Annotated in this window: 1 protein-coding gene (only partly in view); it reads right to left on the bottom strand. The window is 70.3% G+C overall.

Features of this window, described 5'->3' with window-relative positions:
* On the bottom strand, nt 1-24,606 hold the 3' portion of the coding sequence (locus ORI60_RS01995; protein WP_266033300.1) for a non-ribosomal peptide synthase/polyketide synthase. It continues 6,294 nt past the right edge of the window; the window shows 24,606 of its 30,900 coding nt (coding positions 6,295-30,900); its start codon lies beyond the right edge, outside the window; its stop codon occupies nt 1-3.

Here is a 24,606-nt window from a genome sequence, read left to right on the forward strand (position 1 = left end):
TCACCCTCCCATCTGCTTGAGCACGGCGGCGAGACTGGCTTGATCGATGTTGGCCAGCGGGAAGTCGGACGGAGTCACGCCGCCGGCTCCCGACTGGCAGTGCTCGACCAGCTCCTTCAGCACGGTCACGTAGCGGGTCGCGAGCCGTTGCACGGTCGCCTCCCTGTGCACGTTGGTGCTGAAATACCACTCGACCAGGAGCCGGCCGTCCGACGTTTGCTCCGCTTCGATGTGCAGCAGGTGCGAACGGTTCCCCTGTTCGTTCTCCGTCGGTCCGCACAGGTCGGCTGAAAGTTCTTCACGAATCAGGCCGACCGCGTCGTCGCCCGCAGCGTCGAACGCTCCAAGATAGTTGAACAAAACAGGCCGCGCGGGCGCTTCGACAACATTGTCGTCGCGTTCCAGATAGCGGAGGATTCCGTAGCCGACACCGCGGCGCGGCACGGTGCGCAGCTGTTCCTTGACCGTCTTGATCAGCTCACCGGTGTCGCCGAACCGCTGGTGGCGCAGGCGCACCGGGAAGATCGACGTGAACCAGCCGACGGTGCGGGACAGGTCGACCCCGTCGGCGATCGCCTCGCGGCCGTGGCTCTCGAGGTCGATCGTCACGTCGCCGGTGCCCGCCCACTCGCCCAGCGTCCGGACGAGCGCGGCCAGCAGCAGGTCGTTGATCTGCGTGCGGTAGGCCTTGTGGGCCTCGCCGAGCAGCACCTCGGTGGACTTCGCGTCGAGCCAGGTGCGGACGGTGTCGGCCGACGCCTCGGTGTTGGCACCGCGGCCGTCGACGGGCACCGTCATGACCCGTTCCGTCTGCGCGGCCCAGTGGGCGCGTTCGGCGTCCGGGTCGTCGGCGCGCAGCACCTCGGCCCACTGCTGGTACGACGTCGTCTTCGGCCCGAGCGGTCCGCCCTGGTAGGCGGTGTCGAGGTCCTCCAGCAGGACGTTCCACGACACGCCGTCCACGACGAGGTGGTGCGCGGTGAGCCCCAGCCAGGCCGGATCCGCGCCGCGGTCGAAGTAGAGCGCGGCCACGAGCGGGCCGTCCGCCAGGCTCAACGACGTCTGCGCCTCGGTCATGTGCGCGACGACCTCGGCGTCGTCCCCGGCGGTGACGACGCGCAGGACCTGCGTCAGCTCACCGTCGTTGTCCTGCACCCAGGTGTCGCCCTCCTGGCGGAACCGGATGCGCAAGGCGTCGTGGTGGGCGATGACGGCGTCGAGCGCCCGCGCGAGCCTCTCCGGATCGGTGCCGGAGGCCAGTTCGTACACGCCGGACCAGTTCCAGTGATCGCGGTCCGGGACGTCCTGCTCGACGAACCAGTGCTGGATCGGCGTGAGGGGAACGGGACCGGTGACGACACCCTGCTCCGCCAGCATGGCAGTGGGGGTGTCCCGCACGACAGGGGCCAGCTCGGCGATGGTCTGGTGGGCGAACACGTCCGCCACGTCCACACCCAGACCGGCCGCACGGGCGCGCGCCACGATCTGCAGGCTCAGGATCGAGTCGCCGCCCAGCTCGAAGAAGTTGTCGTGCACACCAACGCGTTCGAGGCCCAGCACCTGCGACCACACCTCGGCCAGCACGTCCTCCACGGACGTCCGGGGTGCCTCGAAGACCTCGGCCGTCGTCTCCGGCTCCGGGTCGGGCAGACCCTTGCGGTCGACCTTGCCGTTCGGCGTGAGCGGCAACCGGTCCAGCGCCACGAACACCGACGGGACGAGGTAGTCCGGGACGCGCTCGCGCAGCCAGGTCCGGAGCTCCTTCGAGCTGAACTCGCCTTCCGCGACGACGTACGCGACGAGGCGCTTGCCGCCGTGCGGTCCGCCATCCCTTGCTACCACAACGACATCACGCACGTCAGGGTGGTCGCCGATGACGACCTCGACCTCGCCCGGCTCGACGCGATAGCCGCGGATCTTGACCTGTTCGTCGACACGACCCAGGAACTCGATCGTCCCGTCCGCACGCCACCGAGCCCGGTCACCGGTGCGGTACAACCGGCCGCCGGCCTCGCCGAACACGTCCGGCACGAACCGTTCCGCGGTCAGGTCAGGCCGGTTCACGTAGCCACGCGCCACACCCGGACCGCCGACCAGCAGCTCACCGGGGACACCGACGGGGGCCGGCCGCATCGCGTCGTCGACGATGACGGCGCGGGCACCGGCCAGCGGGGTGCCGATGGGCACCACGGCCTGCGGGTGGTCGTCGCCGACCGGGTGGAAGATCGAGTCGATCGCCGCCTCGGTCACACCGAACACGTTGCCCGGCACCGCGTTCGGCGCCACCTCGGCGACGGCGGTGGTGAGCGCGTCGTGCGTCCACATGTCGGTGCCGGAGATCACCAGCCGCAGGCTGTCGACGGGACCGGCCGTCCGGCAGTGCGCCGCGAGGTCGCGCAGGAGCATGCCCGGGACGATCTCGGCGATCGCCACACCGTCACCGGAAAGCGTGCTGTGCAACGACTCCACGGACACGTGTTCGTCGTGCGGCAGGAACACCACCGTCTGACCGAACGCCAGCGCGCGGGTCATGTCCCCGATCGACACGTCGAAACCGGGACCCGACATCGACAACACGGCACCCGGACCGCCGAGATCGGCGAGCCCGGCACGCCATCCCGCCACGTACGACGAGAGTGCGCGATGGGTCACGGCCACTCCCTTGGGCCGTCCGGTCGACCCCGACGTGTAGGCGATGTACGCCACCGCATCCGGGTCGATCCGCACCGGCAGGTGGTCGAGCACCGCGTCGTCCAGCACGAGCACCTCACCGGCGAACCCGGCCAGCTCGCCCGCGAGGTCCGCGGTGGTGACCGCCGCGACCGCACCCGCGTCCGCGAGCAGGAACCCGAGACGTTCCTCGGGCAGGCCGGGGTTGACCGGCACGTACGCACCGCCGCTGCGCAGCACGCCCTGGAAGGCGACCGCCAGGTCGATCCCGCGCGGCACCAGCACCGCCACCGGCGACTCCGCCGTCACGCCGGCGCGCCGGAGCCGTTCCGCCAGTCCGGCGGAGCGGGCGTCCAGTTCGGCGAACGTCAGGCGCTCGTCGCCGCACTTCGCGGCCACGGCGCCGGAGCGTGCCCAGCTGTGGACCAGCTCGGGCACCGGCAGTTCGGTGATCGGCGCCGGGGTCTCGCCCTGCGCCACGAGCCGCGCGGCCTGCTCCGGACGCTGCAACGGCAGGTCGGCGACGGCCAGGTCCGGCTCGCGGGCGACGGCGGTGAGGACGACGACGAGCTGGTCGAGGATCCGCTCGACGGTGGCGGCGTCGAAGGCGGCCGTGGAGAACTCAGCCTCGATCTTGAGCGTGGCCTCCAGGTCGACCGCGAACGTGAGCGGGTAGTTGCCCTGCTCGACCGACTCGACCGCGTCGGCCCACTCCTCGCCGCTGTCGGCGGGTGCTTCCTCCTGCGGGTAGTTGCCGAACACCACGATGCTGTCGAACAGGCCGCGGCCGTGTGGCACCGCGGACCAGCGCTGGACGTCGACCAGCGGGGTGAACTCGAACCGCTGCAGCGCGACCTGGTTGTCCCGCAGCTCGTGCAGCCAGGCGGAGAACGGCGTCCTGCCGGGGACCTCGGCCCGCACGGGCAGCGTGTTGATGAACAGGCCGACCATCGACTCGACCCCGGCCAGATCGGCCGGACGACCCGACACGGTCAGGCCGAACACCACGTCGTCCTCGCCCGAGCTCGCGGACAGGACCTTCGCCCACGCCGCCTGCACGACCGTCGACAACGTGACGCGCTCGCGCCGGGCCAGCTCGACCAGCCCGGCGGTGACGTTCTCCTCGAGGTGCGTGCGCCGGCGGTCCTGCGCGTAGTGGCTCGCGGCCAGGCGGTCCACCGGCAGAGCCGTCGGGGCCTCGAAACCGTCCAGGTACGTGCGCCAGAAGCCTTCCGTGGCAGCGGAATCACGCTGCCCCAGCCACGCGATGTAGTCGCGGTACGGACGCACCGGCGGCAACACCTGCCGCTGGTAGGCCGCCGACACCTCGTCCATCACGACAGGCAGACTCCACCCGTCGCACAAACCCTGGTACAGGCCCCAGACGAGCCAGTTCCGCCCATTGCCCCGGTCGACGAGGTACAGGCGCGTCAACGGCGGCCGGGCGAGGTCGAAGCCGAGGGCACGGTCGTCCGCCAGCAACTCCTGCAGCCGCAGCTGTTGTGCCGCCTCGTCGAACCCCGACCAGTCGTGGGTGGTCAACGGGACGTCGACCCCGGCCAGCACGATCTGCACCGGCTCGCTGACACCCTCCCAGACGAACCCGCTGCGCAGCGCGGCGTGCCGGGAGATCACCTGGTGCCAGGCACCGGCCAGCCGTTCGGGGTCGATCGGACCGGCCAGGTCGTAGACGCCCTGACCCCAGTACAGGCCGTCCCCCTCGTCCGGAGCGCCGACGACACCGAACAACATGCCCGACTGCACCGGCGCGAGCCGATGAACGTCCACAAGCGACGGATGACGTCCGGTGAGCCCGTCGACCTCGTCCTGGGTGAGGGTGGCCAGCGGGAAGTCCGACGGAGTGAACCCACCGACGGCCGACCGGCAGTGCGCGACCAGTTCCCGCAAGGCCTCGACGTACCGGGCCGCGACGCGTTCGACGGTGGCGGTGTCGTGCACAGCACGGGAGTGGAACCACTCGATCGACAGACGCCCGTCGGCGGTCTGCTGCACTTCGAGCTGCAACAAGTGCGACCGATTCCCACCTTCACCTTCGCTCGGGCCGGCGAGATCGCCGTCCAGCTCACGACGGATCAACCCGGCCGAGTCGTCGTTGCCGTCGTGCGCACCGAGGTAGTTGAACAACACCGGCCGATCCGGAGCACCGGCCAGTTCGTCCCGCAGCCAGCGCAACACGCCGTAGCCGACACCACGACGCGGCACCGCACGGAGTTCTTCCTTGACCGCCTTGATCGCGGCCGACGGAGCGCCGTGGTTCGTGAGTCGCACGGGGAAGATCGACGTGAACCACCCCACCGTGCGCGACAGATCCGCGCCTTCACGGCCGTGGCTCTCCAGGTCGATCGTCACGTGATCGCTGCCGGACCATTCGCCCAGCGTCTGGGCGAGGGCGGTCAGCAGCAGGTCGTTGCCCTGCGTGCGGTACGCCCTGTGGGCATCGCCGAGCAGTGCCGCCGTCGTCTCGGCATCGAGCCACGACTGCACGATCGCCTCGGACGCGTCGACGTTCGGGCCGTCGCCGTCGGCGGGGAGCTCGACCACGTCCGCGGTCGCCGCCAGCCAGTGCTCGCGTTCACCGCTCGGGTCGTCCTCCTGCAGCTGCAACGCCCACTGCTGGAACGAGGTCGTCTTCGGCGCCAGTGATCCGCCCTGGTAGGCGATGTCGAGGTCTTCCAGCAGGACGTTCCACGACACCCCGTCCATCACCAGGTGGTGCACCGTCAAACCCAGCCACGCGGGCTGATCACCGCGATCGAAGAAGACAGCGGCCAGAAGCGGACCATCGGCCAGCCGCAACGACTTCTGCGCCACGGTCATCTCCGCGACCACGGCCTCGTCACCGTCGACCACCCGCAACGACCCGCCGCCGTCGACCGGCGCGTTGAACTGGGTGTCCGGGGTGAACCGGATCCGCAGTGCGTCGTGGTGCGCGACGAGGACGTCGAGCGCCCGCCCGAGCCTTGCAGGATCGGTGCCCGGTGCCAGCTCGAACATGCCCGACCAGTTCCAGTGGTCCCGGTCCGGGATGTCCTGCGCCAGGAACCACCGCTGGATCGGTGTGAACGGAACAGGCCCGGTCACCACACCCTGCTCGGCCGGCGACTCCGCCGGGGCGTCACGCACTGCTGACGCCAGCTCCGCCACCGACTGATGCGCGAACACGTCCGCCACGTCGATGCCGAGTCCGGCGGCACGGGTGCGCGCCACGATCTGCAGACTCAGGATCGAGTCGCCGCCCAGCTCGAAGAAGTTGTCGTGCACGCCCACGCGTTCGACGCCCAGCACACCGCTCCACACCGCGGCGAGGGTCTCCTCGACAGCGGTCCGGGGCGCGACGTACTGCTCACCGGCCGACTCGGGCTCCGGGTCGGGCAGTCCTCGCCGGTCGACCTTGCCGTTAGGCGTCAGCGGCAACCGGTCCAGCGTGACGAACACCGATGGCACAAGGTAGTCCGGCACCCGCTCCCGCAACCACGCCCGCAACACCGAACCGCTGAACTCACTCTCCGCCACGACGTACGCGACCAAGCGCTTGCCGCCGTGCGGACCGCCATCACGAGCCACCACAACGACATCACGCACGTCGGGGTGGTCGCCGATGACGACCTCGACCTCACCGGGTTCGACCCGGTAGCCACGAATCTTGACCTGCTCGTCCACCCGGCCCAGGAACTCGATCCTGCCGTCCGCACGCCACCGAGCCCGGTCACCAGTGCGGTACAACCGCCCGCCAGAGCCAGTGAACACGTCGGGGATGAACCGCTCGGCCGTCAGGTCAGGCCGACCGACGTACCCCCGGGCCACACCCGGACCGCCGACCAGCAACTCACCCGGCACCCCGACCGGGACCGGCCGCAACGACCCGTCCACCACGAAAGCCTCGGCACCCGCCAACGGCGTGCCGATCGGCACCACAGCGGCAGAATCGTCCTCACCGACCGGGTGGAAGATCGAGTCGATCGCCGCCTCGGTCACACCGAACACGTTGCCCGGCACCGCGTTCGGCGCCACCTCACGCACAGCAGCGGTCAACGCGTCATGCGTCCACATGTCGGTGCCGGAGATCACCAGCCGCAGACTGTCGACGGGACCGACCGTCCGGCAGTGCGCCGCCAGATCGCGCAGCAGCATGCCCGGAACGATCTCGGCGACCTCGACGTCGTGCGTGCGCAGCGTGTGGTGCAACGACTCGACCGACACGTGTTCGTCGTGCGGCAGGAACACCACCGTCTGACCGAACGCCAGTGCCCGCGTCATGTCCCCGATGGAGACGTCGAATCCGGGACCTGACATCGACAACACGGTGCCGGGCCCTCCCAGTTCGGCGAGCCCGTCGCGCCATCCCGCCACGTACGACGAAAGCGCGCCGTGGGACACCGCCACGCCCTTGGGCCGCCCCGTCGACCCGGAGGTGTAGGCGACGTACGCCAACGCACCGGGATCGATGCGCACCGGCACGGCGTCCGGGGCCGGCGACTCGTCGTCCAGCACCAGCACCTCGCCGGTGAAGCCGGCCAGCTCACCGGCCAGAGCCGCGGTCGTGACCGCGACAACGGCACTGACGTCGGCAAGCAGGAAAGCGAGCCGTTCGGCAGGAAGCCCAGGGTTGATCGGCACGTAGACGCCACCACTGCGCAGCACGCCCTGGAAGGCCACCGCGAGGTCGATCCCGCGCGGCACGAGCACGGCGACCGGCGACTCCACGGTCACACCGGCCCGCTGGAGCCGGGCAGCCAGCGCGTCCGCCCGGACACCCAGCTCCGCGAACGTGAGCCGTTCGCCGCCGCAGACCACGGCGACCCCGGAAGGGGCCTGTGCGGCGATCAGGTCCGGCACCGGCCGTTCGGCCACCGGCGTGGCCGTGCTGCCCCACGCGGTGATCTCGGCGGCCTGGTCAGGGCGGTGCAGCGGAACGTCCCGCACCCGCAGTCCCGGCCGCTGCGCCACCGCGGTCAGCACGACCACCAGCTGGTCGAGGATCCGCTCGACCGTGACCGCGTCGAACGCGGCCGTCGAGAACTCCGCCTCGATCTTGAGCGTGGCCTCCAGGTCGACCGCGAACGTGAGCGGGTAGTTGCCCTGCTCCACGGACTCGGTGGCCTGCAACCAGTCCTCGCCCAGGTCCTCCGGCAGCTCCTCCTGCGGGTAGTTGCCGAACACCACGATGGAGTCGAACAACGCGCGGCCGTGCGGCACGGCAGACCACCGCTGCACGTCCACCAACGGCGTGAACTCGAACCGTTGCAGAGCAACCTGGTTGTCCCGCAGGTCGTGCAGCCACGAGGTGAACGGCACGTCCGCGGGCACGACCGTCCGGACCGGCAACGTGTTGATGAACAGGCCGACCATCGACTCCACGCCGGCCAGATCCGCCGGACGACCGGAGACGGTCAGGCCGAACACCACGTCGTCCTCGCCGGAGGACGCCGACAACACCTTGGCCCACGCGGCCTGCACGACCGTCGACAACGTGACGCGTTCGCGTCGTGCCAGCGCCACCAGTTCGGCGGTCACACCCTCGTCCAGGTGCGTGCGACGGCGGTCCTGGGCGTAGTGGCTCGCGGCCAGCCGATCGGCGGGCAGCGGGGTCGGCGCCTCGAACCCGGCCAGGTACTCGCGCCAGAAGGCTTGCGGCGCGGACGGGTCGCGCCCGTCGAGCCACGCGATGAAGTCCCGGTAGGGCCGGACCGGTTCGAGCGCGCCACCCTGGTAGGCGGCGGACACCTCGTCCATCACGACGGGCAGGCTCCACCCGTCGCACAGACCCTGGTACAGCCCCCAGACGAGCCAGTACTGCCCGTTGCCCCTGTCCACGGCGTAGAGCCGCATCAGCGGCGGCCGGGCCAGGTCGAAGCCGAGCGCACGGTCGTCGGCGAGCAGCTCCTGAAGCTTCTGCTGTTGTGCGGCGTCGTCGAGACCCGACCAGTCGTGGACCGTCAGCGGCACCTCGACGTCGCCGAGCACCACCTGAACCGGCTCCGCCACGCCCTCCCACACGAAGCCGCTCCGCAGGGACGCGTGCCGCGCGATCACCGCACGCCACGCCGCCTCGAACCGCTCCACGTCGATCGGGCCCGCGAGGTCGTAGACGCTCTGTCCCCAGTAAAGCCCGTCGACAGGAGAGCCCACGACACCGAACAACATGCCCGACTGCACCGGCGCCAACCGGTACACGTCCACCAGCGGATAACGCTCCGCCAGCCCGTCCACCTCGGCCTGCGTCAGCGACGCCAGCGGGAAGTCCGACGGCGTGAAGCCACCGGCCGACCGGCAATGCGCGACCAACTCGCGCAACGCCTCGACGTACCTGGCCGCGACCCGTTCGACGGTGGCGGTGTCGTGCACAGCACTGGAGTGGAACCACTCGATCGACAACCGGCCGTCAGCGGTCTGCTGCACCTCGAGCTGCAACAGGTGCGAGCGCGTCCCGCCCTCGCCCTCGCTCGGACCGGCCAGATCGGCGTCCAGCTCACGGCGGATCAGCCCCGCCGGGTCGTCGTTGCCGTCGTACGCGCCGAGGTAGTTGAACAACACCGGACGCTCTGGCACATCGACCAGTTGCAACGCGCCGTAGCCCACGCCGAGACGCGGCACAGCGCGCAACTCCTCCTTGACCGCCTTGATCGCCGCGTCAGGTTCGTCGTGTCGGCTCAACCGCGCCGGGAAGATCGAGGTGAACCAGCCGACCGTGCGCGACAGGTCAGCGCCTTCACGGCCGTGGCTCTCCAGGTCGATCGTCACGTGATCACTACCGGCCCACTCGCCCAAAGCCTGGGCGAGAGCCGTCAGCAACAGGTCGTTGCCCTGCGTCCGATACGCCCTGTGCGCGTCACCGAGCAGAGTCGCCGTCGTCTCGGCATCCAGCCACGACTGCACGATCGCCTCGGACGCGTCCGTGTTGGGGCCGTCGCCGTCCGCCGGAAGCGCGACCACGTCCGCGGTGGTCGCAATCCAGTGCTCGCGTTCGCCGGCGGCGTCGATGGTCTGGAGCTGGTCGGCCCACGCCTTGAACGACGTCGTCTTCGGTGCCAGCGCACCGCCCCGGTAAGCGAGGTCGAGGTCCTCCAGCAGGATGTTCCACGACACCCCGTCCATCACCAGGTGGTGCACGGTCAAACCCAGCCACGCAGGCTCGTCGCCACGGTCGAAGAACACGGCGGCCACCAGCGGACCATCGGCCAGCCGCAACGACGTCTGCGCCGCGGTCATCTCCGCGACCACGTCCTCGTCGCCCTCGACCACACGCAGAACCCCGGTCTCCAGCGGCGCGTTGTACTGGCCGTCCGGGGTGAACCGGATGCGCAACGCGTCGTGGTGCGCCAGCACCGCGTCCAACGCCGACGCGAGGCGACCAGGTTCGGTGCCGGGTGCCAGCTCGAACATGCCCGACCAGTTCCAGTGGTCCCGGTCCGGGATGTCCTGTGCCAGGAACCACCGCTGGATCGGCGTGAACGGGACGGGCCCGGTGACGACACCCTGCTCGGCCAGGGTCACCGCCGGGGCATCACGCACCACGAGAGCGAGTTCGCCGACGGTCTGGTGAGCGAACACGTCCGCCACGTCGACACCCAGGCCAGCGGCACGGGTGCGCGCCACGATCTGCAGGCTCAGGATCGAGTCCCCGCCGAGTTCGAAGAAGTTGTCGTGCACGCCGACACGTTCCGCACCGAGCACCTGCGCCCAGACGGCCGCCAGAACTTCTTCGGCGGCGGTCCTCGGCGCGACGTACGCCACGCCGGACGTCTCGGGCTCGGGATCGGGCAGTCCTCGCCGGTCGACCTTGCCGTTCGGCGTCAGCGGCAACCGGTCCAGCGCGACGAACACCGATGGCACGAGGTAGTCCGGCACCCGCTCCCGCAGCCACGCCCGCAGGACCGAACCGCTGAACTCACCCTCGGACACGACGTACGCGACGAGCCGCTTGCCGCCGTGAGGCCCACCATCACGAGCCACCACAACAACATCACGCACATCCGGGTGGTCACCGATGACCACCTCGACCTCACCGGGCTCCACTCGGTAACCGCGGATCTTGACCTGCTCGTCGACACGACCCAGGAACTCGATCGTCCCGTCGGCACGCCACCGAGCCCGGTCACCGGTGCGGTACAAACGCTGACCGCCCACGCCGGGCACGAACCGCTCCGCCGTCAGGTCCGGGCGCCCCACATACCCCTGGGCCACACCGGAACCACCGACCAGCAACTCACCCGGCACACCCACCGGAACCGGCCGCAACGACCCGTCCACCACGTACGCCTGAGCACCCGCCAAAGGCCTGCCGATCGGCACCACGGCGGCGGAACGGTCCTCACCCACCGGGTGGAAGATCGAGTCGATCGCCGCCTCGGTCACACCGAACACGTTGCCCGGCACCGCGTTCGGCGCCACCTCACGCACAGCAGCAGTCAACGCGTCATGCGTCCACATGTCCGTACCGGAGATCACCAGCCGCAGACTGTCGACGGGACCGGCCGTCCGGCAGTGCGCCGCCAGATCGCGCAGCAGCATGCCCGGAACGATCTCCGCGATCTCGACGTCGTGGTCGACCAGGGTGCGGTGCAACGACTCCACCATCACGTGCTCGTCGTGCGGCAAGAACACCACGCGCTGGCCGAACGCCAAGGCACGGGTCATGTCCCCGATCGACACGTCGAAACCGGGACCCGACATCGACAACACCGCGCCCGGACCGCCCAGAGCGGCGAGTCCGGCACGCCATCCCGCCACGTAGGACGACAACGCGGCATGGGTCACAGCCACGCCCTTGGGGCGGCCCGTCGAGCCCGACGTGTAGGCGATGTACGCCAGGGCGTTCGGGTCGACCGGGGCAAGCGGTTCACCAGGTTCGGCGGACACGTCGTCCACCCGCAGCACTTCTCCGGTGAAACCGTCCAAGGCCGAGGTCGTGACAGCGGCGACCACACCGGCGTCGGCCAACAGGAACGCCAGCCGTTCCGCCGGAAGCCCAGGATTGATCGGCACGTACACGCCACCCGAGCGCAGCACGCCCTGGAACGCCACCGCCAGCTCGATTCCGCGCGGCACCACGACCGCCACCGGCGACCCCACCGCCACGCCGGCTCCCCGAAGCCGGGCTGCCAGCGCGTCAGCCCGAGCGCCCAACTCTGCGAACGTGAGGCTCTCCTCGCCACACACCACCGCCACGGTGTCCGGCGTCGTGTGAGCCCAGCCGCCGACGAGGTCGGGCACCGGCCGTTCGGTCGCCGGTTCCGGCGTCCTCCCCCACGCCACCAGCTCCGCCGCCTGCTCGGGCCGCTGCAACGGCACGTCGCCGACCGCGAGCTCCGGCTGTTCCGCGACAACGGTGAGCACGACCACGAGCTGGTCGAGGATCCGCTCGACGGTGGCGGCGTCGAAGGCGGCCGTGGAGAACTCGGCCTCGATCTTGAGCGTGGCTTCCAGGTCGACCGCGAAGGTGAGCGGGTAGTTGCCCTGCTCCACCGACTCGGTGGCCTGCACCCCGCCCAGGTCCTCCGGCAGCTCCTCCTGGGGGAAGTTGCCGAACACCACGATGCTGTCGAACAACGCACGGCCGTGCGGCACCGCCGACCAGCGCTGCACGTCCACCAACGGCGTGTGCTCGAACCGTTGCAGCGCGACCTGGTTGTCCCGCAACGCGGGCAACCACGCGGCGAACGACGTGTCGATGGGCACCGAGGCCCGCACCGGCAGCGTGTTGATGAACAACCCGACCATCGACTCCACGCCGGCCAGATCCGCCGGACGACCCGACACGGTCAGGCCGAACACCACGTCGTCCTCGCCCGACGACGCGGACAACACCTTGGCCCACGCCGCCTGCACGACCGTCGACAACGTCACGCGTTCGCGTCGCGCCAACTCCACCAGCCCGGCCGTGACGGCCTCGCTGAGCTGTGTGCGACGGCGGTCCTGCGCGTAGTGGCTCGCGGCCAGGCGGTCCACCGGCAACGCGGTCGGCGCCTCGAAGCCTTCCAAGTACGTGCGCCAGAACCCCTCCGTGGCAGCGGAATCACGCTGACCCAGCCACGCGATGTAGTCGCGGTACGGACGCACCGGCGGCAACACCTGCCGCTGGTAGGCAGCCGACACCTCGTCCATGACAACAGGCAGACTCCACCCGTCGCACAGACCCTGGTACAGGCCCCACACCAACCAGTTCCGCCCGTTGCCCCGGTCGACGAGGTAGAGCCGGATGAGCGGCGGGTGAGCGAGATCGAACCCGAGCGCGCGGTCGTGGTCCAGGAGTTCCTGGAGCCGAACCTGTTGTGCGGCCTCGTCGAGACCCGACCAGTCGTGGTTCGTCAACGGCACGTCGACCCCGGCCAGCACGACCTGCACCGGCTCGCCGACGCCCTCCCACACGAACCCGCTCCGCAACGGCGCGTGCCGGCCGACCACTTCACGCCACGCCGCCGCCAGCCACTCGGCGTCGATCGGCCCGGCCAGCTCGTAAACGTTCTGCGCCCAGTAGAGGCCATCGACGGGAGAGCCCACGACACCGAACAACATGCCGGACTGCACCGGTGCCAACCGGTACACGTCCGCCAGCGGATAGCGCTCCGCCAGCAGGTCGACCTCAGGCTGGGTCAGCGCGGCCAGCGGGAAGTCCGAAGGCGTGAACCCACTGGCGGACCTGCAGTGCGCGACCAGTCCGCGCAAGGCCTCGACGTACCGGGCGGCAACCCGTTCGACGGTGGCGGTGTCGTGCACAGCACGGGAGTGGAACCACTCGATCGACAGCCGCCCATCGGCGGTCTGCTGCACCTCGAGCTGCAACAAGTGCGAGCGCGTCCCGCCCTCGCCCTCAGCAGGCCCAGCCAGGTCAACGGGCAGTTCCCGGCGGATCAGCCCCTCCGAGTCGGCGGCGTCGTGCGCCCCGAGGTAGTTGAACAACACCGGACGGTCCGGCACATCGGCCAATTCACCGTGCAACCAGCGCAAGGCGCCGTAGCCGACACCGCGGCGCGGAACCGACCGCAGCTCCTCCTTCACGGCCTTGATCGCCGCACCGGGTTCGTCGTGACGGCTCAACCGGACCGGGAAGATCGAGGTGAACCACCCCACCGTGCGCGACAGGTCCGCACCCTCACGACCATGGCTCTCCAGGTCGATCGTCACGTGATCACTACCGGCCCACTCACCCACGGCTTGGGCAAGAGCGGCCAGCAACAGGTCGTTGCCCTGCGTGCGATAGGCCTTGTGCGCGTCACCGAGCAGCGCCGCCGTCGTCTCGGCATCCAGCCACGACTGCACGACCGCTGCGGACGCCTCGGAGTTCGGTCCTTGCCCGTCCACCGGGACGACGGCGACGTCCGCCGTCGTGGCGGCCCAGTGGTCGCGTTCCTCCACGGCGTCGATGGTCTGGAGCTGCTCGGCCCACGCCTGGAACGAGGTCGTCTTCGGCGCGAGCGAACCGCCCTGGTAGGCGGTGTCCAGGTCCTCCAGCAGGACGTTCCACGACACCCCGTCCATCACCAGGTGGTGCACCGTCAAACCCAGCCACGCGGGCTGATCACCGCGATCGAAGAAGACAGCGGCCAGAAGCGGACCATCGGCCAGCCGCAACGACTTCTGCGCCGCCGTCATCTCCGCGGTGACGTCGTCCACGGCAACGACACGGAGAACCTCGGAGGCTTCGAGACCGGCGTTGTGCTGGCCCTCGGGCGTGAACCGGATGCGCAGCGCGTCGTGATGAGCGACCAGGACGTCGAATGCCCGCCCGAGCCGTTCCGGATCGGTGCCCGGCGCCAGCTCGAACATCCCCGACCAGTTCCAGTGGTCCCGGTTCGGGACGTCCTGGGCGAGGAACCAGTGCTGGATCGGTGTGAACGGGATCGGACCCGTGACGACGCCCTGCTCTGCCGACGACTCCGCAGGAGCGTCACGCACGGCGAGGGCGAGTTCGGCGATCGTCTGGTGGGCGAACACGTCCGCCACGTCCACACCCAGCCCAGCGGCACGAATCCGGGCCACGATCTGCAGGCTCAGGATCGAGTCGCCACCCAGCTCGAAGAAGTTGTCCTGCACGCCGACACGGTCGACGCCCAGCACACCGCTCCACACCTCGGCGAGGGTCTCCTCGGCGGCGGTCCGGGGCGCGACGTAGGCCTCGCCCGTCGTCTCCGGCTCCGGGTCGGGCAGACCGCGACGGTCCACCTTCCCGTTCGGCGTCAGGGGAAGGCGGTCCAACGCGACGAACACCGACGGCACCAGGTAGTCCGGCACCCGCTCGCGCAACCACGACCGCAGAGCCGAACCGCTGAACTCACCCTCCGCAACCACGTAGGCCACCAGGCGCTTACCGCCATGAGGGCCACCGTCCCGTGCCACCACAACGACATCACGCACGTCGGGGTGGTCGCCGATGACGACCTCCACCTCACCAGGCTCGACCCGGTAACCGCGGATCTTCACCTGCTCGTCGACACGACCCAGGAACTCGATCCTGCCGTCCGCACGCCACCGCGCGCGGTCACCAGTGCGGTACAGCCGCTCACCAGAGCCCGTGAACAGATCGGGGATGAACCGCTCGGCTGTCAGGTCAGGACGGCCCACATACCCCTGGGCCACACCGGAACCACCGACCAAAAGCTCACCCGGAACACCCACCGGCGCCGGCCGCAACGACCCGTCCACCACGAAGGCCCGAGCACCGGCCAAAGGCGTACCGATCGGCACCACAGCGGCAGGGTGGTCCTCGCCGACCGGGTGGAAGATCGAGTCGATCGCCGCCTCGGTCACACCGAACACGTTGCCCGGCACCGCGTTCGGCGCCACCTCCCGCACGGCGCCAGTCAACGCGTCATGCGTCCACATGTCCGTACCCGAGATCACCAGCCGAAGGCTCTCCACCGGCCCGGCCGTCCGGCAGTGCGCCGCCAAGTCGCGCAACAACATGCCGGGCACAATCTCCGCGACCTCGACGTCGTGGTCGACCAGGGTGCGGTGCAACGACTCCACCGTCACGTGCTCGTCGTGCGGCAAGAACACCACACGTTGGCCGAACGCCAGGGCACGCGTCATGTCCCCGATCGACACGTCGAACCCAGGACCTGACATCGACAACACGGTGCCCGGACCGCCCAGCGTGCGCAGCCCGTCACGCCACCCGGCCACGTACGACGACAACGCGGCGTGCGTCACCGCCACACCCTTCGGGCGGCCCGTCGAACCGGACGTGTAAGCGATGTACGCCAGGGAGTTCGGGTCGACCGGTGTGAGCTCACCTGCGACCGCGGACACGTCGTCCACCAGCAGTACTTCTCCGGCGAACCCGTCCAAAGCCGATGTCGTGACGGCCGCGATCACACCGGCGTCGGCCAGCAGGAACGCGAGCCGTTCGGCGGGAAGCCCCGGGTTGATCGGCACGTACACGCCGCCGGAGCGCAACACGCCCTGGAACGCGACGGCCAGGTCAAGACCACGCGGCACCAGCACGGCGACCGGAGACCCGACCGTCACACCGGCCCGGCGCAGACGCAGCGCGAGCGCGTCGGCTCGGGCGTTCAGCTCGGCGAACGTCAGCTGCTCGTCGCCGCACACCACGGCGACCTCGGACGAGACGCGCCCGGCGATCAGGTCCGGCACCGGCGGTTCGGCGGAGGGCACGGGGGTCGCGCCCCACGCCACCAGCTCGGCGGCCTGTTCGGGGCGCTGCACCGGCACGTCCCGGACGACCAGGTCCGGCTGCTCCGCCACCGCGGTCAGCACGACGGCGAGCTGGTCGAGGATCCGCTCGACCGTGACCGCGTCGAACGCGGCCGTCGAGAACTCCGCCTCGACGCGCAGCGTGCGCTCCAGGTCGACGGCGAAGGTCAGCGGGTAGTTGCCCTGCTCCACCGAGTCGGCGGCCTGCACCCCGCCCAGGTCCTCCGGCAGCTCCTCCTGCGGGTAGTTGCCGAACACCACGATCGAGTCGAACAACGCGCGGCCACCTGGAACAGGCGACCACCGCTGCACGTCCACCAGCGGCGTGTACTCGAACCGTTGCAGCGCGACCTGGTTGTCCTGCAACCGCGGCAGCCACGCGGCGAACGTCGTGTCCGCCGGCACCACGGCCCGCACGGGCAGCGTGTTGATGAACAACCCGACCATCGACTCGACCCCGGCCAGGTCGGCCGGACGGCCGGAGACGGTCAGGCCGAAGACCACGTCGTCGTCACCCGAGTACGTCGACAGCAGCAGTGCCCACGCCGCCTGCACGACGGTCGACAGCGTCACGCGCTCACGCCGTGCCAACTCCACCAGCCCGGCCGTGACGGTCTCGTCCAGGCGCAGGCGACGCCGGTCCTGGTCGTAGTGGCTCGCGGCCGGCCGATCGACCGGAAGTGCCGTGGGGGCCTCGAAGCCGCCCAGGTACTCGCGCCAGAACCCTTCGGACTCGGCCGGGTCACGCCGGCCCAGCCACGCGATGAAGTCCCGGTACGACCGCACGGGCTCCAGCGCCCGGCCCTGGTAGAGCGCGGACACCTCGTCCACCACGACGGGCAGGCTCCACCCGTCGCACAGCCCCTGGTACAGGCCCCACACCAGCCAGAACCGGTCTTCGCCGCGATCCACCAGGTACAGGCGGGTCAGCGGCGGCGCGGCGAGGTCGAAGCCCAGCGCGCGGTCCTCGTCGAGCAGCACCCGCAAGTGCTCCTGCTGCTCCACGTCGTCGAGACGAGACCAGTCCCGCCGTTCGAGCGGGACGTCGACATCGGCCAGCACGACCTGCACCGGTTCGCTGACGCCCTCCCACACGAACCCGCTGCGCAACGCGGCATGCCGGGAGATCACCTGACGCCAAGCCTCGGCCAACCGGTCGGCGTCCAGCGGACCGGCCAGGTCGTAGACCCCCTGGCCCCAGTAGAGGCCGTCGACAGGAGAACCCGCGACACCGAACAACATGCCCGACTGCACCGGCGCCAGTCGATGCACGTCCACCAGCGGGTAACGCTCCGCCAGCCCGTCCACCTCGGGCTGGGTCAGCGATGCCAGCGGGAAGTCCGACGGCGTGAAGCCCGAGGCGCCCGACCGGCAGTGCGCCACCAGCGCGCGCAACGCCTCGACGTAGCGCGCGGCGACTCGTTCGACGGTGGCCCTGTCGTGCAGGTTGTGGCTGAAGTGCCAGTCGACCTGCAGGCGTCCCTCCGCGTCCTGTTCTGCCTCGATCTGCAGGACGTGCGAACGCGTCCCGCCCGGTCCCTCGCTCGGGCCGGCCAGCTCGGCGGGCAGTTCCCGCCTGATCAGCCCGAGCGAGTCGACGGCGTCGAACGCGCCGAGGTAGTTGAACAACACCGGACGGTCCGGCACGTCGGCCAGATCACCGTGCAGCCAGCGCAACGCGCCATAACCGACACCGCGGCGCGGAACCGACCGCAGCTCCTCCTTGACGGCCTTGATCGCCGTCGCCGGATCGCTCTCGTGCGTGAGCCGCACCGGGAAGATCGACGTGAAGTACCCGACGGTGCGCGACAGGTCCACGCCGTCCGCCACCGCCTCGCGGCCGTGGCTCTCCAGGTCCACCGTGACGTGCCCGGTGCCCGTCCACTCCCCCAGCGCCTGGGCGAGAGCGGCCAGCAGCAGGTCGTTGGCCTGGGTGCGGTAGGCGCGGTGGGCGTCGCCCAGCAGCGCGGCGGTGGTGCCGGCGTCCAGCCACGACCGGACGACACCGGCCGAGATCTCGGTGTTGGGGCCCTCCTGGTCCTGCGGCAGCGCCACGACATCAGCTGTCTGACCCAGCCAGAGCTCACGTTCGTCCTGGGCGTCCAGGTCCCGCAGCACCTCGGCCCACTGCTGGAACGACGTCGTCTTGGGCCCGAGTTCCTGGCCCGCGTGGACAGCGTCGAGGTCTTCCAGCAGGACGTTCCACGACACGCCGTCCATCACCAGGTGGTGCACGGTCAAACCCAGCCACGCGGGCTCATCGCCACGGTCGAAGAACACGGCGGCCACCAGCGGGCCGTCGGCCAGGCGCAACGACGTCTGCGCGGCGGTCATCTCCGCGACCACGGCCTCGTCGCCCTGCACCACCCGCAGCAACCCGCCGCCGCCGACCGGCACCTGGTGCTGGCTTTCCGGCGTGAACCGGAGGCGCAGCGCGTCGTGGTGCGCGACCAGGACGTCGAGCGCCCGCCCGAGCCGTTCCGGATCGGTGCCCGGTGCCAGCTCGAACATGCCCGACCAGTTCCAGTGGTCCCGGTCCGGGATGTCCTGTGCCAGGAACCACCGCTGGATCGGCGTGAACGGGACGGGCCCGGTGACGACGCCCTGCTCGGCCAGGGTCACCGCCGGGGTGTCCCGCACGACGGCGGCCAGCGCGGCGACCGTCTGGTGAGCGAACACGTCCGCCACGTCCACACCCAGCCCGGCGGCGCGCACGCGGGCCACGATCTGCAGACTCAGGATCGAGTCGCCACCCAGCTCGAAGAAGTTGTCGTGCACACCAACGCGCTCAACACCGAGCACCCCGCTCCACACTGCGGCGAGGGTCTCCTCGGCGGCGGTCCGGGGCGCGACGTAGGCCTCGCCCGTCATCTCGGGCTCGGGATCGGGCAGACCGCGCCGGTCCACCTTCCCGTTCGGCGTCAGCGGCAACCTGTCCAACGCCACGAACACCGACGGCACAAGATAATCCGGTACCCGCTCGCGCAACCACGACCGCAGCACCGAACCGCTGAACTCGCCCTCCGCGACCACGTAGGCCACCAGGCGCTTACCGCCATGAGGGCCACCGTCACGAGCCACCACAACGACATCACGCACGTCCGGGTGGTCGCCGATAACAACCTCGACCTCGCCCGGTTCGACGCGATAGCCGCGGATCTTCACCTGCTCGTCGACACGACCCAGGAACTCGATCGTCCCGTCCGCACGCCACCGAGCCCGGTCACCGGTGCGGTACAACCGCTCACCGGCCGCGCCGAACACGTCCGGCACGAACCGCGCCGAGGTCAGATCGGGACGTCCCAGGTAGCCGCGCGCCACACCGGCGCCACCGACCAGCAGCTCACCCGGAACACCGACGGGAACAGGCCTCAGCGCGGAGTCGACGACGACCGCGCGGGCCCCGGCCAGCGGTGTGCCGATCGGCACCACGGCCGCCGGGTGGTCCTCCGTGACCGCGTGGAAGATCGAGTCGATCGCCGCCTCGGTCACACCGAACACGTTGCCCGGCACAGCATTCGGCGCCACCTCACGCACAGCAGCGGTCAACGCGTCATGCGTCCACATGTCCGTACCCGAGATCACCAGGCGCAACGACTCGACCGGACCGGCGACCCGGCAGTGCGCCGCCAGATCCCGCAGGAGCATGCCGGGAACGATCTCCGCGACCTCGATCCGGTGCTCCACCAACGTCGCGTGCAGCGACTCCACCGACACGTGCTCGTCGTGCGGCAGGAACACCACGCGCTGGCCGAACGCCAAAGCCCGCGTCATGTCCCCGATCGAGACGTCGAACCCGGGACCCGACATCGACAACACCGGGCCGGGTCCGCCCAGCGAGGCCAGCCCGTCACGCCACCCTGCCACGTAGGACGACAGCGCGGCGTGCGTGACCGCGACACCCTTGGGCCGTCCCGTGGAGCCCGAGGTGTAAGCGATGTACGCCAAGGAGTTCGGGTCGACCTGGGTGAGCTCGCCCGCGTCTGCGGGCTCGTCGTCCACCAGCAGGACTTCGCCGGCGAACCCGGCCAGCTCAGCCGCCAGCGCCGCGGTCGTGACCGCCACGGCCGCACCGGCGTCGGCCAGCAGGAACGCGAGGCGTTCGGCGGGAAGCCCCGGGTTGATCGGCAGGTAGACGCCACCCGAGCGCAACACGCCCTGGAACGCGACGGCCAGCTCGACACCGCGCGGCACCAGCACGGCAACAGGGGACTCCACCGCCACACCGGCCCGCTGGAGCCGGACGGCGAGGCCGTCGGCCCGAACACCCAGCTCGGCGAACGTGAGCCGTGCGTCGCCGCACACCACGGCGACGGCGTCGGTGTCCGTCCAGCCGTGGATCAGCTCGGGCACGGACGGCTCGGTGGCCGGGACGGGCGTCTCGCCCCACGCCACCAGTTCCGCGGCCTGCTCCGGCCGCTGCAACGGCACGTCCGCGACCGCCAGCGAAGGCCGTTCCGCGACGGCGGTGAGCACGACCACCAGCTGGTCGAGGACTCGTTCGACCGTGAGGGCGTCGAAAGCGGCCGTGGAGAACTCGGCCTCGACGCGCAGCGTGCGCTCCAGGTCGACCGCGAAGGTCAGCGGGTAGTTGCCCTGCTCCACCGAGTCGACGGAGGCGTACCCGTCCGGGATCTCGGCGAGGTCGTCCGGCAGTTCCCGATGGGGGTAGTTGCCGAACACCACGATCGAGTCGAACAACGCGCGGCCACCCGGAACAGCCGACCACCGCTGCACGTCCACCAGCGGCGTGTACTCGAAACGCTGCACCGCCACCTGGTTGTCCTGCAGCTCGCGCAGCCACGACGTGAACGGCACGTCCGCGGGCACGACGGCCCGCACGGGCAGCGTGTTGATGAACAGGCCGACGATCGACTCCACGCCGGCCACGTCAGCCGGTCGGCCGGACACGGTGAGCCCGAACAGCACGTCGTCCTCACCGGAGGACGCCGACAACACCTTGGCCCACGCGGCCTGCACGACGGTCGACAGCGTCACGCGTTCCCTGCGCGCCAGCTCCACCAGCTGGGCGGTGACGCGCTCGTCCAGCGTCGTCTTGCGGCGGTCCTGCGCGTAATGGCTGGTGGCCAAGCGGTCCACCGGCAACGGCGTGGGCGCCTCGAACCCGTCCAGCGTCCTGCGCCAGAACGACTCCGACTCGTCCGGGTCGCGCCCGTCCAGCCACGAGATGAACTCCCGGTACGACCGCACCGGAGCCAGCGGCGCACCGTCGTAGGCAGCCAGCACCTCGTCCATGACGACAGGCAGACTCCACCCGTCGCACAAACCCTGGTACAGGCCCCACACCAGCCACAGACGGCCCTCACCGCGATCGACCAGGTACAGCCGCATCAACGGCGGCGCCGCCAGGTCGAACCCCAGCGCACGGTCCTCGGCCAGCAACTCCCGCAACCGCGCCTGCTGGACGTCCCCGCCCAGACCCGACCAGTCGCGCACCTGGAGCGGAACGTCCACATCGGCCAGCACGACCTGCACCGGCTCGCCGACGCCCTCCCACACGAACCCGCTGCGCAACGCGGCGTGCCGGGAGATCACCCGACGCCACGCCTCGGCCAGCCGTCCGGTGTCGATCGGGCCGGCCAGGTCGTAGACGCTCTGGCCCCAGTAAAGCCCGTCGACGGGAGAACCCACGACACCGAACAACATGCCCGACTGCACCGGCGCCAACCGGTACACGTCCACCAGCGGATAACGCTCCGCCAGCCCGTCCACCTCGGCCTGGGTCAGCGACGCCAGCGGGAAGTCCGAAGGCGTGAAGCCCGTGACACCCGTCTGGCAGTGCGCCACCAGTGCGCGCAACGCCTCGACGTAGTGGGCGGCGACCCGTTCCACGGTCTCGGAGAGGTGCAGGTTGGTGCTGTGCAGCCAGTCGATCCGCAGCCGTCCGTCCTCCGCGCGGACCACTTCGAGCTGCAACGGGTAGGCCCGCGTCCCGCCCGGTCCCTGCATCGGGCCGGCCAGCTCGGCGGCGAGCTCGCGGCGGATCAGCCCGGCCGAGTCCACCGCGTCGAACGCGCCCAAGTAGTTGAACAACACCGGACGATCCGGCGCATCGGCCAGCTCGTTCTGAGCCCACCTCAGCACGCCGTAACCGACACCGAGGCGCGGCACCGCCCGCAGCTGTTCCTTGACGGCCTTCACCGTCGCGCCGACACCCTCGTACCGGCTCAGCCGCACGGGGAAGATCGACGTGAACCACCCGACCGTGCGCGACAGGTCCAGGCCCTCACGGCCGTGGCTCTCCAGGTCGACCGTGACGTGATCGGTGCCCGCCCATTCCCCGAGGACGTTCGCCAGTGCGGCGAGCAGCAGGTCGTTGGCCTGCGTGCGGTAGGCCTTGTGCGCCTCGCCGAACAGCGCCGCGGTCGTGTCCGCGTCCAGCCAGGTGCGCACCACGGCGCCGGAGTCCTCGGTGTTCGGGCCGTCGCCGTCGGCGGGGAGCGCGACCACGTCCGACGTCACCGCCGCCCAGTGCTCCCGCTCGCCGCCGGTCTCCAGCTCCAGCAGGTGCTCGGCCCACTGCTGGAACGAGGTCGTCTTGGGCCCCAACGCCTCCGAGCGGTACGCGGTGGCGAGATCCTCCAGCAGGACGTTCCACGAGACGCCGTCCATCACCAGGTGGTGCACGGTCAAACCCAGCCACGCGGGCTGATCACCGCGGTCGAAGAACACGGCGGCCACCAGCGGGCCGTCGGCCAGGCGCAACGACGTCTGCGCGGCGGTCATCTCCGCGACCACGGCCTCGTCACCCTCGACGACGCGCAGGAACCCACCGGCCTCGACCGGCGCGTTGTGCTGGCCGTCCTGCCCGAACCGGATCCGCAGCGCGTCGTGGTGCGCGATGAGGACGTCGAGCGCCTGGCTCAGCCGGACCGGATCGGTGCCCGGCGCCAACTCGAACACGCCCGACCAGTTCCAGTGGTCACGCTCAGGGACGTCCTGCGCCAGGAACCACCGCTGGATCGGCGTCAACGGCACCGGCCCGGTGACGACTCCCTGCTCCGCCAGCGAGACCGCGGGCGTCTCCCGCACCGCGAGCGCGAGCTCGGCGACGGTCTGGTGGGCGAACACGTCCGCCACGTCCACACCCAGACCGGCCGCACGGACACGAGCCACGATCTGCAGACTCAGGATCGAGTCGCCGCCCAGCTCGAAGAAGTTGTCGTGCACACCAAGACGTTCGACACCGAGCACACCGCTCCACACCGCGGCGAGCGTCTCCTCGACAGCGGTCCGGGGCGCGACGTAGGTCTCGGCGACCGCCTCCAGCTCCGGCTCGGGCAGGCCCCGGCGGTCCACCTTCCCGTTCGGCGTCAGCGGCAACCGGTCCAACGCCACGAACACCGACGGCACGAGGTAGTCCGGCACCCGTTCCCGCAGCCACGACCGCAACACCGAACCGCTGAACTCACCCTCGGACACGACGTACGCGACGAGCCGCTTGCCGCCGTGAGGCCCACCATCACGAGCCACCACAACAACATCACGCACATCCGGGTGGTCGCCGATGACCACCTCGACCTCACCGGGCTCGACCCGATAGCCACGAATCTTGACCTGCTCGTCGACACGACCCAGGAACTCGATCCTGCCGTCCGCACGCCACCGAGCCCGGTCACCAGTGCGGTACAACCGGCCACCGGAACCACCGAACACGTCAGGAACGAACCGCTCGGAGGTCAGGTCGGGTCGGCCGACATACCCCTGGGCCACACCGGAACCACCGACCAGCAGCTCACCGGGAACACCCACCGGCGCCGGCCGCATCCTGCTGTCCACGACCACGGCACGAGCACCGGCCAGCGGCGTGCCGATCGGCACGACCGCGGCAGGGTGGTCCTCGCCGACCGGGTGGAAGATCGAGTCGATCGCCGCCTCGGTCACACCGAACACGTTGCCCGGCACCGCGTTCGGTGCCACGTCGGCCACCGCAGAGGTCAACGCGTCGTGCGTCCACATGTCCGTGCCCGAGATCACCAGCCGCAGGGACTTGACCGGCCCGGCCTCCCGGCAGTGAGCGGCCAGGTCGCGCAACAGCATGCCCGGCACGATCTCCGCGACCTCGACCTCGTGATCCACCAAGGTCTCGCGCAGCGACTCCACCGTCACGTGCTCGTCGTGCGGCAGGAACACCACCGTCCGGCCGAAGGCCAGCGCTCGCGTCATGTCGCCGATGGACACGTCGAATCCAGGACCCGACATGGACAGCACCGTGCCAGGACCACCCAGCTCGGCGAGCCC

It is taken from the genome of Lentzea sp. NEAU-D7, from assembly GCF_026242055.1.
In the GTDB taxonomy this organism is placed as follows: domain Bacteria; phylum Actinomycetota; class Actinomycetes; order Mycobacteriales; family Pseudonocardiaceae; genus Lentzea.